This window comes from Methyloversatilis thermotolerans (genome assembly GCF_000372885.1).
In the GTDB taxonomy this organism is placed as follows: Bacteria; Pseudomonadota; Gammaproteobacteria; order Burkholderiales; family Rhodocyclaceae; genus Methyloversatilis; species Methyloversatilis thermotolerans.
The window spans coordinates 2,362,872-2,377,671 of the sequence record NZ_KB889967.1; the positions used below are offsets into that span (position 1 = coordinate 2,362,872).

Annotated in this window: 11 protein-coding genes; 2 read left to right on the forward strand and 9 right to left on the reverse strand. The window is 63.2% G+C overall.

Annotation, left to right across the window (positions count from 1 at the left end):
* The first annotated feature begins 13 nt into the window (after positions 1–13).
* Positions 14–472: a SixA phosphatase family protein gene (locus A3Q7_RS0110425; protein WP_018411816.1), complete on the forward strand. Its 459-nt coding sequence runs from the start codon at positions 14–16 to the stop codon at positions 470–472.
* 3 nt (positions 473–475) lie between these two features.
* The gene (locus tag A3Q7_RS0110430; protein ID WP_018411817.1) at positions 476–1,588 is read left to right on the forward strand and encodes a serine hydrolase domain-containing protein; all 1,113 of its coding nucleotides are present in this window, start codon (positions 476–478) and stop codon (positions 1,586–1,588) included.
* Here A3Q7_RS0110430 and A3Q7_RS0110435 read toward each other — a convergent pair.
* From A3Q7_RS0110435 to A3Q7_RS0110475, 9 genes are all read right to left on the reverse strand, one after another.
* Positions 1,569–2,606: a methyltransferase family protein gene (locus A3Q7_RS0110435; protein ID WP_018411818.1), complete on the reverse strand. Its 1,038-nt coding sequence runs from the start codon at positions 2,604–2,606 to the stop codon at positions 1,569–1,571. The two genes, A3Q7_RS0110430 and A3Q7_RS0110435, sit on opposite strands and share 20 nt — an antisense overlap.
* A 48-nt stretch (positions 2,607–2,654) precedes the next feature.
* Positions 2,655–3,167: a pilin gene (locus tag A3Q7_RS0110440; RefSeq protein WP_018411819.1), complete on the reverse strand. Its 513-nt coding sequence runs from the start codon at positions 3,165–3,167 to the stop codon at positions 2,655–2,657.
* Between the two features lie 186 nt (positions 3,168–3,353).
* Positions 3,354–4,988, reverse strand: coding sequence for an HD domain-containing phosphohydrolase (locus tag A3Q7_RS0110445; RefSeq protein WP_018411820.1), 1,635 nt, complete (start codon positions 4,986–4,988; stop codon positions 3,354–3,356).
* An 8-nt stretch (positions 4,989–4,996) separates the two neighbouring features.
* Entirely contained in the window at positions 4,997–7,375 is a 2,379-nt protein-coding gene (locus A3Q7_RS0110450; protein ID WP_018411821.1) for a GspE/PulE family protein, read from the reverse strand.
* A gap of 50 nt (positions 7,376–7,425) precedes the next feature.
* Positions 7,426–8,193: an MBL fold metallo-hydrolase gene (locus A3Q7_RS0110455; protein ID WP_018411822.1), complete on the reverse strand. Its 768-nt coding sequence runs from the start codon at positions 8,191–8,193 to the stop codon at positions 7,426–7,428.
* 16 nt (positions 8,194–8,209) lie between these two features.
* Positions 8,210–10,447 carry a CHASE2 domain-containing protein gene (locus A3Q7_RS0110460; protein WP_018411823.1) on the reverse strand — a complete coding sequence of 746 codons (2,238 nt, stop codon included), beginning with the start codon at positions 10,445–10,447 and terminating at the stop codon, positions 8,210–8,212.
* Positions 10,448–10,523: 76 nt separating this feature from the next.
* Positions 10,524–11,303, reverse strand: coding sequence for an FHA domain-containing protein (locus A3Q7_RS0110465; protein ID WP_018411824.1), 780 nt, complete (start codon positions 11,301–11,303; stop codon positions 10,524–10,526).
* Positions 11,304–11,314: 11 nt separating this feature from the next.
* The gene (locus tag A3Q7_RS0110470; RefSeq protein WP_018411825.1) at positions 11,315–12,088 is read right to left on the reverse strand and encodes a Stp1/IreP family PP2C-type Ser/Thr phosphatase; all 774 of its coding nucleotides are present in this window, start codon (positions 12,086–12,088) and stop codon (positions 11,315–11,317) included.
* Positions 12,089–12,119: 31 nt separating this feature from the next.
* A complete protein-coding gene (locus A3Q7_RS0110475; protein WP_018411826.1) occupies positions 12,120–14,711 on the reverse strand; it encodes a CHASE2 domain-containing serine/threonine-protein kinase in 2,592 nt (863 codons plus the stop codon).
* Positions 14,712–14,800: the final 89 nt, after the last annotated feature.

The following is a 14,800-nucleotide window of genomic DNA, read 5'->3' on the forward strand; positions in this document are numbered from 1 at the left end:
GCAGGACTGAACGATGGACCTCATACTGTGGCGACATGCCGAAGCGCTGGACACCGTGCCCGATGCCACGCGCAAGCTGTCGGCGCGCGGCGAGAAGCAGGCGAAACAGATGGCCGCCTGGCTCAAGCCCCGCCTGCCGCGCAATACCCGCATCCTGGTCAGCCCCGCCACCCGTTGCCAGCAGACCGCGGCCGCCCTGGACCTGGAATTCGAAACTTCGCGCGCCCTGTTCACCGACGCCTCGGTCGCCGATCTGATCGCCGCCACCGACTGGCCGACCGGCGGCTCGGTGCTGGTGGTGGGACATCAACCGACGCTGGGCCGGGTAGCGGCTTTGCTGCTTTCCGGACAGGAGACCGACTGGTCGGTCAAGAAAGGTTCCGTCTGGTGGCTGTCGAACCGGGTACGGGAGGGACAGGCCCAACACATACTCCGCGCCTGTCTCGCGCCCGACTTGCTGGACGCGGACTGAGCGGTGCTGTGCAAGGCGGTCTATGCAGCGCTCGGCCTTGCGGCCTCACTGCATTCATCATGGGCCTCCGACCAGTGCGATGAACACTTCCGGATCGATGTGGTGCAGTCCCTGCGCGCGGCTGCGCTGCCGGCTGCACAGGTCGCACTGAAACTGCCCGGCGAACACCCCTTCACCTTCGCCATCGGCGACGCGAGCCCGGGACGACCGCTTGGCGTCGACGATGCACTGCCACTCGCCAGTCTGAGCAAGATCGTGACCGGTCTGGCCGTACTTGATGCGGTGGCGGACGGACGCTGGACGCTGGACAGCCGGCTGATCGACATTCTCGGCGTCAATTCGCCACATGTCGGTGCCGGCGTGGAGCGCATCCGCATCGGCGATCTGTTGGGCCACCGGGCCGGCTTCCTGCGCCTGCCTGGCCCGGACGAAATGCTTCGCCCGCATCCCCGTTGCCCCGGCCGCAGCCAGCAGTTGCTTGCCATCCCCCTGGCACGGCCCCCAGGCAGCGGCTTCGACTACTCCAACACCGGCTACTGCCTGCTGGGCGAAGCGCTTAGCCACAACGCCTCCGCACCCGTCATCGATGTGCTGGCGGCAACCGTAAGCCGGCGACTTGGCGAACATTCGAGCTTCGCGCGGTGGCAGCCTTCAGGCGCACTGCGATTGCATGCGAGCCCGGACGACGCCGGCGACAACCCGCGCCTGTTCCGTTTCAACATCGATGCCTTGCTTGCAGCCGGAGGACTGCAGGCGACGGCAGCCGACATGGCGCGACTGCTGGATACGGGCTTTCCGCCAGAAATGCTGGGCTCGCTCGATACTTCGGCGCCGGACTGCCCGCGCGGACTCGGGCCGCGACGATGCCACGGCCTCATCTTCCATGTGCTGCTCGACCCGACACGCGGACGGCGACTGTTCTGGCGAGACGGTTCACTGCCCGGCGTGACGGCGGTGGCGGTCAAGCGGGACGATGGAAAGTGGAGCGCGGTGCTGCTTGCCACCCAGCGCCGGCAAGACTGGCGACAATTCAACGAACTCTGGTTGGCAACCCTGTCCGCCGCGGCCGAGGCGCATGCGCAATGCAGGGCTTCAGTCAGATCACGCCCGGAATGAAACGGCAGGGAACCTTCTGCATGTACTGGCGATAACCATTGTCGCTCATGAGCAGATGCCGTTCCTCGGTCAGCGCGCGCGCCGCATAGATGGCCGTCCAGCCGCACAAGGACAGCAGTATCGCGATCACCTCGAAGGCCGAGCGTCCGCAAGCCGTCCACAAGGCCGGCATGGCTCCCAGCCACCACGCCAGATTCTTGAATGTGTACGCGGGGTGACGCATCCAGCGATACACGCCATGGGTGACGATGCCTCGATTGGTCAGGTTGGACGCCTTGAAGCCCAGATTGACACTGGCGGCGCTGTAGATGGAAAAGGACAGCAGCACCGCGATGTTGATCGCGAACTGCAGGTAAGCGTCACCGACGACCGGTGTGTCGCTACTGTACCAACCGATGAATGCCTTCAACCCCTGATTGAAGGGCGGGTAGCAGATAATGCAGATCAGCCAGCCCGACAACGTCGGATCAACCGAGACGAAGCCATTCTTCAGCCTTGGATGATCAATCAGATACCCGAGGGTAAAGCACAGCACATCGGCGAAGATCACCAGATGGATCAGCGGCGCATGGATGTGCTGGTTATACAGATCGATCCAGCTCAGGTTCTCACGCACATGGGGAAACAGGGTCATATCCGAAAACCCTGCGAGATGCTGCAGCAACCAACTTACCATCAAGGGGGCAAAGAAGAATTTCAAAAGCAGAATACGAAATGCGAGGGGCTCTTCGGCAGTTGGCGAGCGCCCGAAGAAAGTGAATCTCCAGGCAAGCTGCAAAACGATCAGCGCCTTGGATTCGACTTTTGTCTGAGCGTAGTAGAACGGCAGTAGCGCAGCATAAACAAGCACGATCCAGATATAGGCATTGAAAACTGAGCCCACCAGAGCGCCATGACTTCCGAACTCGAGCATGCGGTTCAATGCCGCTGAGTGCCACGGGCTGATCTGTGTGTAGAACGTCAGACCGAGCCCGAGAAACAACAGCGTGGCAAGGTAGCTGCGGATAATGACTTGCATGGCAAAAAAAGAGGCCCTTTCGGGCCTCTTCCTAATACGCGCCTCGGATTAGCCGCCCGAGCTGGAGCCGGAGCCGGAGCCGGAGCCGGAGCCGGAGCCGGAGCCGGAAGAGGCTCCTTCACGTGTGTAAACCTTGTCAATCGCTTGTTGAGCTACGGTATTTGTGATCGATGTGCCTTCCCAGGTCCACGTAATGTTCGCTGCAGTCGAAGATGCGGTCGGACGCAAGACTATGTTGCCGCTGACGTTCGTTCCGATACCGCTAGCGAGCGTCGCTGTAATAACGCCATCAGTAACTGCAAGCGTTGTGATCTCTTTGGTAACGAGCGTGGAAGGAATATTGTTGCTACCGGCATCACACGCGGTGGCATCACCACCATTCTCTTGAATGCATATACCAACAGCAGTCTTAACCGAGTTCAAAGCACTCAGCAAACTTGAGACTTTGGCCCGTACGGTGTAATCCTGATACTGTGGAATCGCGATCGCGGCCAGGATGCCGATGATCGCGACCACGATCATCAGTTCGATCAGCGTAAAGCCTTGTTGAACCTTCTTCATCTGTCTCTCCTTCGTTGACGGGAATGGCGCTGGGGCGCACGGGTCATTACGTGCAAGGCGGATGCCAGCTTTAGCAGTTTTTTACAGTTGTCTGATGCACAAGGGTTTTCCGGCACGGGCGTGAAATATTCACGGTCGGCAAGCCCGATGGAGCTGCCGTGCGACGGCAGCTTGTGACAAAAATTGTCAGTTGGCGGGGGTCGGCGCGGGGTTGTAGCCGGGGATGGCGTCGAGGTCGACCGCGTCTATCTGCTCAGGGTCGAGGAACAGTTCGGCGTAGCGCAGATAGACCTGCTTGCGCACGAACACGTCGAACAGGTCGGGATCGATATGGCCGTTGAGGCGGAACTTGCCGAGGATGTGCAGCGCCTCGGACAGTTTCATCGGCTTCTTGTACGGCCTGTCCTTGGCGGTGAGCGCCTCGAAGATGTCGGCGATGCCCATGACGCGCGCCTGCACGCTCATTTCCTCGCGGGTCAGGCCGCGCGGATAGCCCTTGCCATCCATGCGTTCGTGATGACCGCCGGCGTATTCCGGCACATTGGTCAGGTGACGCGGCCAGGGCAGCGCTTCAAGCATGCGTATCGTCGATACGATGTGGTAATTGATGATTTCGCGTTCGGCAGCGGTCAGCGTGCCGGCGCGTATCGTGAGGTTGTCCACCTCGTCGGCGCTCAGACAGGGCTGGGTCCGGCCGCTGCTGTCGGTCCATGACCAGCGCGCGGCGATGGCCTGAACGCGGGCCACATCGCCATCGCTCATGCGTTCGGACCCGATATTGGCCTGGCGCAGGAAGAGCCGGTCGGCATCCAGCGCCTGCATGCGCGCGGCAGCCGCGGATTCGAAGTCGGCGCGCCGGCCGGGCTCGGCGGCACAGGCGCGCAGCGTGTCGATCTCGATGTCGCGCCGTATCAGGCCGAAACGGGTGTCTATCAGTTCGATGCGATCGAATATGGTCTGCAGCTTGGTCGCCTTGTCGACCACATGGACCGGCGTGGTCACCTTGCCGCAGTCGTGCAGCAGGCCGGCGATCTTCAGTTCGTAGCGATCGGCGTCGCTCATCGTGAAATCGGCCAGCGGACCGTCGCGCGTGTCATTCACCGCCTCGGCCAGCATCATGGTGAGCGTGGGCACACGCTGGCAATGGCCGCCGGTATAGGGCGACTTTTCGTCGATGGCGTTGTTGATGAGGGTGATGAAGGATTCGAACAGTTGTTCGAGCTGGCTCACCAGATGTCGGTTGGTGAGTGCGATCGCCGCCTGCGAGGCCAGCGATTCGGCCAGCTTGCGATCGGAACCGGAAAACACGCCAACCTCGCCGGTCACCGGATGCAGCGCATTGATGAGCTGCAGCACGCCGATCACCGCGCCTTCGTGATTCATCATCGGCACGGTCAGGAAGCTGGTGGAGCGATAACCGGTGCGCGCATCGAAGTCGCGCGTGCCGGAAAAGTCGAAGCCTTCGGCCGCGTAGGCATCGGCGATGTTCACGGTACAGCGGTTCAGCGCGCTGTAGGCCGCCACCATGGACAGATTGGGCGTGCCGTCATCGCGATGCAGCGGCAGCGGTGCAAAGGGTATCGGGCGGCCGCTGCTGCCGCCCATCGCGATGCCCAGCGAATCGGTGCGCATGATTTCGAAGCGCAGATGTCCGCCCGCTTCGTCTGTGCGGTAAAGCGTGCCGCCATCGGCATGGGTGATGGCCTTGGCCGCCAGCAGTATCTTTTCGAGCAGGGCTTCGATATTGCGCTCGTTCGACAGTGCCGCGCCGATCTCGTTGAGATCCTCAAGCCGCCGCAACAGATCGTCGAGCTTGTCCATCGCGGCGCCTACTTGATGCAGACCGAACGGACCTGCTTCATGTCGGTGAGCCCCGACAGCACCTTTTCCATGCCATCCATCTTCAGCGTGCGCATGCCTTCTTCCAGCGCGGTGGCCAGCATGGTCGCCACACGCTCGCGCTCCTGGATGTTCTTCTTGATGCGGTCGGTGCCTATCATCAGTTCGTGCAGGCCGAGCCGGCCGCGGTAGCCGGTATTGCCGCATTCGGCGCAGCCCTGGGCGCGATACAGCGTGAAGCGCCCCTTGTCGTCGGCGTAGGCCTTGATCCAGGCCTTCAGGATGCGGTCCTTGGCGGCTTCGGCATCGATCTTGAATTCGCTGGTATTGCCCAGTTCCTCGCTGTATTCGTCGAGGAAGTGCTTCATTTCCGCCGCGTCCGGGTGATAGGGCTGCTTGCAACTCGGGCACAGCCGCTTGGCGAGGCGCTGCGCCAGTATGCCGAGCAGCGCGTCGGCAAAGTTGAACGGGTCCATGCCCATGTCGAGCAGGCGGACGATGGATTCGGGCGCGCTGTTGGTGTGCAGCGTGGAGAACACCAGGTGACCGGTCAGCGAGGCCTCGATGCCTATGGCCACCGTTTCCTTGTCGCGCATTTCACCGACCATGATCACATCCGGGTCGGCGCGCAGGAAGGCGCGCATGATGGCGGCGAAATCCAGGCCCGCCTTCTTGTTGATCTGCACCTGGCGCAGACCCTTCTGCGTGATTTCCACCGGGTCCTCGGCGGTCCAGATCTTGGTTTCCGGCGTATTGATATGGCTCAGTATGGAATGCAGCGTGGTGGTCTTGCCGGAGCCGGTCGGGCCGCACACGAAGAACAGGCCGTAGGGCTTGCTCACCGCATTCTTCAGACGCTCGAGGTTGTGCGGCAGCACGCCCAGCTTGTCCATCGGTATCGGTTCGCCGGCCGCGAGTATGCGCATCACCACGTCTTCGACACCGCCGGCCGACGGGATGGTGGCCACCCGCAGCTCGATGTCCAGCGGGCCGAACTTGCGGAACTTGATCTTGCCGTCCTGCGGCTTGCGACGCTCGGAAATGTCGAGATCGCACATGATCTTGAGCCGGGTGACCAGCGCGCTGCGATAGCTGGCCGGCACTTCGATATAGGGGTGCAGCGAACCGTCCTTGCGGAAGCGCACCTGGGTCTTGTCCTTGCCCGGGCGCGGTTCGATGTGGATGTCGGACGCGCCCTGCTGGTAGGCATCGACGATGATCTTGTTCACCAGCCGCACCAGTTCGTTGTCGGCCGCCGCGCTGACATCGTCACCGCCGGCATCGAGCGCATCGTCCTCCTGCCCGGCCATGTCGGACAGCAGGTCGCCGACCGTGGTGTCGTCCATCGCGGTGCCGCCATAGAACTGATCCAGCGTCTGCACGAATTCGCGCGTCGTGGTGACGCGGAAATTGAGCTTTGCCTTCGGGAAGATGTTGTTCACGACACGCGAACTGCGCACCTTCTCCGGGTCAAGCGCGACGATGCCTATGCCTTCCGACGTTTCCTCGACCGGCACCCACTGCTGTTCCTCGAGGTATTCGCGCTTCAGGTTCTTGATCAGATCGAACGGCTTTACCCGTTCGCTCTTGAAGGTTTCGTAGGCCACGCCGAAGAATTTGGCGAGCGAAGCGCCTATGGCCGGCAGCTTGACCTGGAAGTCGCGCACCAGCACGTCCTCGATGTCTATGCCCTTGCGCCGCGCGGCGCGCGACGCGAGATCGAATTCCTGCGCCGACATGACACCATCGACCACCAGGTAGTCGTACTTCGACTTCACCACGTGGGCCGGCTTGCTGCGCTGCTGGAACGCCACCGCCAGCGTATGGGCCATGCTCAGCAGGCCTTCCTCGGCCAGTGGCGAGAAGGGCTGGCCGGCCTTGTTGTTGATCAGTTGCACCACGCCGAGCAGATCCTTCTTGTCCGGATCGACGATGGGCGCCACCAGCATCTGCTGGGTGCGATAGCCGGTCTTCCTGTCCACGCCATCGAGGAACTTCAGGCTGGGAGAGTGGCTGTGCAGCTCGGCTTCGTCGTAGACGTCGCGGATGTTCAGCAGCTTGCGGCTCATCGCGACGAAACCGGCGATGGACTGCTCGGTCAGCGGCAGGCGCAGGTCCTTGAAGGAATTGAGGCCGGTCTTCACCTTGGACACGATGGTCGAGCGATCGTCGCCGAGCACATAGATGGTGAGGCGGTCGGCATTGAACAGCGCAGAAATGTCCTGCGACAGCTCAAGCATGATTTCGTCGATATTGGTCGTGGCGTGGATACGCGTCGTCACGCCCTGCAGGTTCTTGAAGAACGCAAGACGGCTGGACACGTCGCTCATCGTGGCCAGATCGCTGGCGGGAGGTACCACTGCACTCATCGCATCACCTTCCCTTCCGATCACGACAGGCTGCACGGCGCAGGCTGCGGTCAGAAGTCGAAAACATGATTGTTGCGCAACATGCGCGGCATGTGTTCGCCGAGCGTGTCCATCACCTCGCGCATGGTCATGTCCATCTGGCTGGGCTTGAGATGGGTGATGTGGATCTGCGCCGGATGCCGGAGCTTGGTCAGTTCCTTCGCCAGCAGTTCCGGGCACAGATGGCGCGACATCACGGCAAGCTGCCGGTCGCGGTCGGGAAAGGCGGTTTCGATGATCAGATGGCGCAGATCGGGCAAGGCATTGACGGCGGCCCAGAATTCATCGCACGCCGTGGTATCGCCGGAAAACGCCAGCGTGCCGCCCGGGCCGCGCACCGCGTAACCGACCGCAGGCACGGTGTGCAGGGCCGGCAGCACGCGAATGGCGCGGCTGCCCATGTCGATCTCGTCCCCCACCTTCAGTTCGCGAAAACACATGAAGGGCTTGTCGACCGACGGGATTTCGGTGAAATCGGGCCAGATCGACCAGTTGAAGATGTGCCGGCGCAGCACTTCCAGCGTCGCCGCGGTGGTCCATACGGTCAGAGGACGCTCGCGCAGGTCGCCCACGGTATCGATCATGAGCGGCAGGCAGGCGATGTGATCGAGATGGCTGTGCGTCACGAACACATGGTCGATCCGGGCGAGCTCGGCCAGAGCAAGGTCGCCGACGCCGGTGCCGGCATCGATCAGGATGTCGTCGTCGACGAGCAGCGAGGTTGTGCGCAGATGTGCGCCACCAATACCACCGCTGCAACCGAGCACACGTATCCGCATCTGCCGTCCGTAATCGCTATTTCGTTTCGAAGGTTCTCACACCATCCCAGCCCTTGCCGGGCGGAAAACGGCGGTAATGTCCTATCTGTTCCGCGTAGGCAGCGTACAGCAGACAATCCGGCGCCATGCGTTGCAGATTGAACAGGGACAGTTCTGCCTGATCCCATTCCTGCGCCCTGAATTGCCGCAGCGCCTGATTCCAGAGCTTCAGTTCCTCGATACGCCCGCGGTCGAATTCCGCCTCGAATGCCAGCGGCTCGTGTATGGACACCGGTTCGTCCTTGCCCTTCACCCGCACGCGGTCGATTTCCCGGAACACGATGCCCTTGACCGCGCGCCGGGTGTCCTCTCCCACCAGGATGCCCACACCGTACTGCTTGGTGAGCCCCTCCAGCCGGGACGCCAGATTGACCGCATCCCCCAGTACTGTATAAGCCTTGCGCACCGGCGAACCCATGTCGCCCACGGTCATCGTGCCGCTGTTCACACCGATGCCTATCTTCAGTTCCGGCCAGCCGCGGGCGGTCAGTGAGCGGTTGAGCTCGTCCAGCCGCTGCTGCATGTGCAGCGCCGCCGTCACGCCGTGCTGCGCATGATCGGCGTCGTCCACCGGCGCGCCCCAGAAAGCCATGATGGCGTCGCCGATGTATTTGTCGAGCGTTCCGCGCTGATCCTGAATGACCGACGTCATGGCACCGAGGTATTCGTTCATGAGTCGCGTCAATTCGCGAGGTTCCAGGCCCTCGGAAATGCCGGTGAACCCCCGCACGTCGGAAAACATCACGGTGAGCTCGGCGGTGCGGGCATCCATGCTGTAGTGCTCGGGGTTTCGGCTCATTTCTTCCACCAGTTCGGGCGGTACATACTGGCCGAACATGCGGGCGAACTGCCTCTTCGAGCGCGCTTCGACGAAATAGCCGTAGAACATGTTCAGCGCGTACAGGCCGGCCACCATGAGCAGACTGGCAGCGACCGGCAGCACGAAATCGGCGTACTGCCAGAACGCGAAGTTCATCGCCACCAGCAGCACCAGCACGACGGCCGACAGACCGGTGGCACGCAGCGGCGACAGGCGCGGCAGCAGGAACAGCAGCAGGCCGCCGACCAGCGCCAGCACCACCACGTCGAATCCGGTCACGTACTGCGGCCGGTGCTTGATGCGGCCGTCCAGCATGCCGGCAATCAGGTTGGCGTGTATCTCGACGCCGGGATAGGTGCCGCTCACCGGCGTGGCGCGCAGGTCGAGCAGACCGGGCGCGGTGGTGCCCAGCAGCACGATGCGTCCCTTCAGCGCCTCCACCGGGGTGCGCCCGGCGAGCACATCGGCCAGCGAATGGTAGGCAAAGCTGCCCTGACGGCCGCGGAAGGGAATGAGCGCGGCCACGTTCTCGTCGACCGGAATGCGCAGCGTGCCCTGCTTCGCGCTCAGTTCCAGCCACTCCAGTCCGGCGTAGTCGCGCGGCGACACCGACATGAAGGACGCCTCCGCATAACCGGGCGCAAGCTTGGGACTGCCGAGCAGGGTACGGACCATGGCCAGCGACAGTGACTCGTAATAGGCCCCCTTGTACTCGACCAGCATGGGCACGCGGCGGTTCAGGCCATCGAAATCGGGCAGCGGATTGAAATGACCGGCACCCAGCGCCGCGCTCTGGAAGGCGGGCAGATTGGCGCCGAAACTGTCGAAGCGCGCAAACGCGATGGAGCGGCCGCGGAAGGTACCGGCCGGCAGTACCGGCTCGGGCAGTTGCCCGGTACTCAGCCCTTCGCCCCGATCGCTGAAGTAATAGCCGAGCAGCACGGGGCGATCCTTCAGCGCGGCGGCAAACAGGCGATCGTGGTCGAGAGAGGGCCGCAAGCGCTCGAGTTCACCGCGGAAGGCATCGTTGTCGGCGAGCGTGCCGCGCGCGAGCGCCTCCAGCGCCGGCAGGCCGGAACTGGTGTCCGCCTCGGCGAACACCACGTCCACACCCAGCAGAAGGACGCCGTAATGGTCGAACAGGCGGTCAAGCAGCGTCGCGAGGCGCTCGCGTCCCCAGGGCCAGCGTCCGACCTCGGCCAGCGAGCGCTCGTCGATATCGAGAATGGCAATCCGATCATCACGCGTGCCCGGCATGGTGAGCGCGAGCTTGGTGTCGTAGGCGATCAGATCCAGATTGCCCAGCACCGGCAGGCTGTAGAAGCGCGCCGCGTGGCCGAGCAGCAGCAGGATGAGGGCGAGCCCCAGCCCGTAGCGCAGGGCGTGCTGCCTCACGCCACCGCCCCGGGGCGCCCGCGCTGTGCATGACCGGGCCGTCGCACCGGGCTCACCGGAAGCATGGCGTCGCCACTCAGCGCTTGATGAAGAACTCCATCTTGACGCCCGCAATCTCGATCACGTCGTGATCGTTCAGCGGATGCGCCTGGGCATCGAGCTGGGCACCATTGACCACCGGGAAGCTGGCACCCTCGACATGGGTGATGAAATAGCCTTGCGGACGGCGGGTGATCACCGCCACCTGCAGCCCTGGTTTGCCCAGCGTGGTCAAGGTCTTGGTCAGTTCGAGTTCGCGACCCGCATTGGCGCCATTGAGTATCTGTATCGCCCCGATCTGGCTCGCTGCGGTCGGCGCCGGAGCAGGTGCCGGCGGCGGGGGCGGAGACGGCGGCAATCCGCCGCCCATCGACGTGCCGGCGGGAACCGATGCACCGGCGCGGAAACCGGCCTGGGTTTCGGTCAGTCCGCGTGCCGGCGCCGCGGGCGCATCGGCGGGCGGCTTGCGCATCATGTCCGGGCGCAGCACCATGGTTTTCTCGAAATCCGGCGACGGCGCCTGGCTGGGCGTGTCGTTGATGTACTTCAGGCGGTACTTGCCCAGTTCGACCACGTCGTTGTTCTGCAGGAAATGCTTCTTGATCGGCTGCCCGTTCACATAGGTGCCGTTGGTGCTGTTCAGGTCTTCGAGGAAGGAATCGTTCAGTATGGTCACGATCACCGCGTGCTCGCCGCTGATCGCCAGATTGTCGATCTGGATGTCGTTGTGCGGCTTGCGGCCTATGGTCGTGCGCTCCTTGGAGAGCGGAAGTTCCTTCAGGACCAGACCGTCCATGCTGAGTATGAGTTTTGCCATTTTCCAGTCCTTTACTTCAACCATGCGAGCAGGCGCGACAACACGCCACGCGGCGCCACCGGGAAGGGTTGCAGCACCTTCACCAGTATCACCGACACGTTGTCGCGCCCGCCATTGTCGTTTGCCATCTGCACCAGTTGATCGGCCGCAAGATCGAGATTGGCCGACAGGGCCTGCAGGGTGAGAGAGATGTCCTCGCCCTCGACCATGTCGTTCAGGCCATCGGAACAGAAAAGATAGACGTCGCCTGCCTCGACATCATAAGTGTGGATTTCCGGCTCGACGATCGGATCCACGCCCAGCGCCCGCGTCACGAGGTTCTTGTTCTGTGATCGCCGCGCTTCTTCCTCTGTAATCATGCCGCTGTCGATTTGCTCCTGCAACAGCGAATGATCGCGCGTGATGCACTCGAGCTGTTCGCCGCGCATGCGGTACATGCGGGAATCGCCGATATGCGCGACGGATATACGGTTATCGTGGAATACCGCCATCACCAGCGTAGTGCCCATGCCGGAATACTGGGGCTGGCTGTCGGCGGCCCGATAGATCGCCTCGTTGGCGCTGGCAATCACGGTCTCGATCAGTGCCGGCAACGATTTGCGCCCCTCGCGGAGTCCCTGCGCAATTTCGGTGCCGATGACGGCGGTGGCCATGCCGCTGGCGACCTCGCCAGCGTTGTAGCCACCCATGCCGTCAGCCAGAATCGCCACGCCAATCGTGGCGTCGGTCATCACGGCATCCTCGTTGTGCGTGCGAACCATGCCGGCGTCGGTGCGGCTCACCATCCGGAGGGCTTGGCTGAGATCCTGTGTCATGTCAGATGCTGAAATCGACCTGCGAAAGGGATTGGGTGAAGCTGCCGGCGCAGGCGCGCAGGTCGGACGCCATGTCGTTGCCGGTCTGGTAGCGCGCATCGGCCTCCTTCGCCAGCGCCCGGTCGAGGATGGCGGCGAGACAGTCGGGCACATCCGGGCGCAGGTCGCGAATGTCGGGATGCGGCTCGTTGGCGATGCGGAACATGAGTTGCGCCATTGAATCGCCTTCGAAAGGCAGCTTGCCGGACACCAGCTGGAACAGCATGACGCCCAGCGAAAACAGGTCCGAGCGCCCGTCGATCTTCTTGCCGGCGAGCTGTTCGGGCGACATGTAGGACGGTGTGCCCAGCACCATGCCGGTCTTGGTGCGCGACGAATCGGTGATGCGGGCGATGCCGAAATCGGTCACCTTGATCTGATCCGATTCCGGCTCGTACATGATGTTGGCCGGCTTCACGTCGCGATGCACGACGTTCTGCCCGTGCGCGTAAGCCAGCGCATCGGCCACGCGCGCGACGATGTCCATCACCTTGGGCAAGGGCATGAGCGCGCCGGGCTTGGTCTGCGGCACCAGGTCGCGCCCCTTCAGGAACTCCATCGCGATGTAGGCGAGATCGTGTTCCTCGCCCGCGTCGAATATCGTGACGATGTTCGGGTGGTTGAGCCGACCGGCCGTTTCCGCCTCGCGGAAGAAACGCTGCTTGACGTCGGCCAGTTCGTCCTCGTCGAATTCCTGCGACAGGGCCATGGTCTTGATCGCCACGACGCGATTGATCTTGGGATCGCGCCCGAGGTAGACCACGCCCATGGCGCCTTTGCCCAGTTCCTTCTCGACCTGGTAGCGCCCCAGCATGGGCTTTTCCACGGTGCCATCGTCGAGCATGCTGGCATTGGTGCGCCCGCCGCCCGCGCCGCCGAGCATGACGGTTTCCGACATGGCCTTGGCGCGCTTGACGCGGGTTTCCAGGTCCTTGAATTTCGGGTCGAACCCGGCCATGTGACGGAACACCGTCTCGGCCTTGTTGAACTGGCGCTTGCGTTCGAAGTCGAGTGCCAGGTTGTACAGATTGTCCATGACCGCGTCCGACAGCGGCACCAGCCGGAACTTGTCCCACGCCATGTCGAGCTGGCCCTGCCCTTGGAAGGCCAGCGCCAGCATGCGGTTGGATTCGGCCGACTGTTCGTCCGACTTCACCTTGCCGCGCTCGGTCAGGAAGAAACGCTTTGTGGTGAGCAGCAGATGGCCGACCAGCAGCAGGGTGGCCGGCAGCATGAGCTGAAGCCACATGAGCTGCCTCGTCATCAGCACGAAATGCGTGGCCAGCAGGGCGGCGAACAGCACGGCGGTCACCGCGGCGCCGATGCCGGCCTTCAGCCGCGGCAACAACACGATGAGATAGAGGGCGACCAGCACGAACACGCCGAACTCGGCCGCCCCCGCCCACGGCGGTACGACGAAGAAGTGCTCCTGCAGGATGCTGGACAGCCCGTGCGCCATCACCTCGACCGAGGACATTGCCGGAGACACCGGCGTCGCATAGAAATTGCCGATGCCCGGAGCGGTCTGTCCGATCAGCACGATCTTGTCGCGATACTTGTCGGCCGGAATCTTGCCGGTCAATACATCGAAGAAGGAATCCACCGGAAAGGCCGGTTTGCCGTCGGCTCCGCGGTAGTAGAAGCTGTACATGCCCAGCCCGGGATCGGTGGCGATGTTGAGCTTGCCGAGCGCGACCGATTCCCCCAGCGTGAGCCGGATGTCATCGACCGCCAGATTCAGGCTGCGCGCCGCGAGCAACAAGGGCAGCGACGGATAGAACTGGTCGAAATGGGTCATCACCAGCGGCTGCACGCGCAAGCCGCCATCGCGGTCGATCAGTGGATTGAGGTGACCCACCGCTGCAGCGACCTTGCCCAGCGGCTCGATGACCCCTGCGGCGACGTCCAGCGTCAGCGGCGGCAAGGGTTCGCTGCCCGCCACGTTCTTCAGCGCCATCGCACGCATGAAATCGGGCAGCGGCTTGTCCGGTCGGCCCTGCGGCTCACCGTCCTGGAACAGCATCGGCAAGGCGACATTGCCGGCTCGCGCCACGCTGTCGGCCAGGCGCCGGTCCGTGTTGAGTGCCGCCTCGGCTTCGTGCAGCACGCCGGAAAAGGCTTCGAGCGCGGCAGCCGGGGCGGTCGGCGCATCGCCGTCCATCGCCTCGCCTGCCGGCGGCACTGCGGCACGCGCTTCGCGCTCGATCGCGATCAGTTTGTTGATATAGGCAAGACCGGGATCGATCTGGGGTTCGGCGAAAAAAATGGTGGTGCCGACCACCTTGGCCCGAGCTTGGCCGAGGGCGTCGATCATCTTCGCATGCACATCGCGCGGCCAGGGCCAGCGGCCGATGTTGTCGATGCTGCGCTGGTCGATCGCGATCACGGCGATGCGCGGGCTGGGTGAGCGGTCAGTGGCCGCCACCGCGACATCGTAGGCCTTGCGCTCCAGACTCTGGATGAGATCGCCGGATGCCGCGAACAGAAGGACGAGGCTGATGGCCAAGCCGAGAAACCAGTCGGTCTTCCAGATTGCGGCCCTGGTCACGCTCACCCCCTGCAATTTGACGACGCCCCCTTGCTGTCTGAAGGGGGCGACCGGTTGTTATGTGCTGTCGGCCTAAGGCGCCCGGAAAACCCGGT

Bases quoted from the DNA above. Each gene is read 5' to 3' on its own strand.
- A3Q7_RS0110465 (WP_018411824.1), bottom strand. From the start codon at position 11,303: ATGGCAAAACTCATACTCAGCATGGACGGTCTGGTCCTGAAGGAACTT.
- A3Q7_RS0110425 (WP_018411816.1), top strand. From the start codon at position 14: ATGGACCTCATACTGTGGCGACATGCCGAAGCGCTGGACACCGTGCCC.
- A3Q7_RS0110470 (WP_018411825.1), bottom strand. From the start codon at position 12,088: ATGGTGAGCCGCACCGACGCCGGCATGGTTCGCACGCACAACGAGGAT.
- A3Q7_RS0110450 (WP_018411821.1), bottom strand. From the start codon at position 7,375: ATGAGTGCAGTGGTACCTCCCGCCAGCGATCTGGCCACGATGAGCGAC.
- A3Q7_RS0110435 (WP_018411818.1), bottom strand. From the start codon at position 2,606: ATGCAAGTCATTATCCGCAGCTACCTTGCCACGCTGTTGTTTCTCGGG.
- A3Q7_RS0110455 (WP_018411822.1), bottom strand. From the start codon at position 8,193: ATGCGGATACGTGTGCTCGGTTGCAGCGGTGGTATTGGTGGCGCACAT.
- A3Q7_RS0110445 (WP_018411820.1), bottom strand. From the start codon at position 4,988: ATGGACAAGCTCGACGATCTGTTGCGGCGGCTTGAGGATCTCAACGAG.
- A3Q7_RS0110440 (WP_018411819.1), bottom strand. From the start codon at position 3,167: ATGAAGAAGGTTCAACAAGGCTTTACGCTGATCGAACTGATGATCGTG.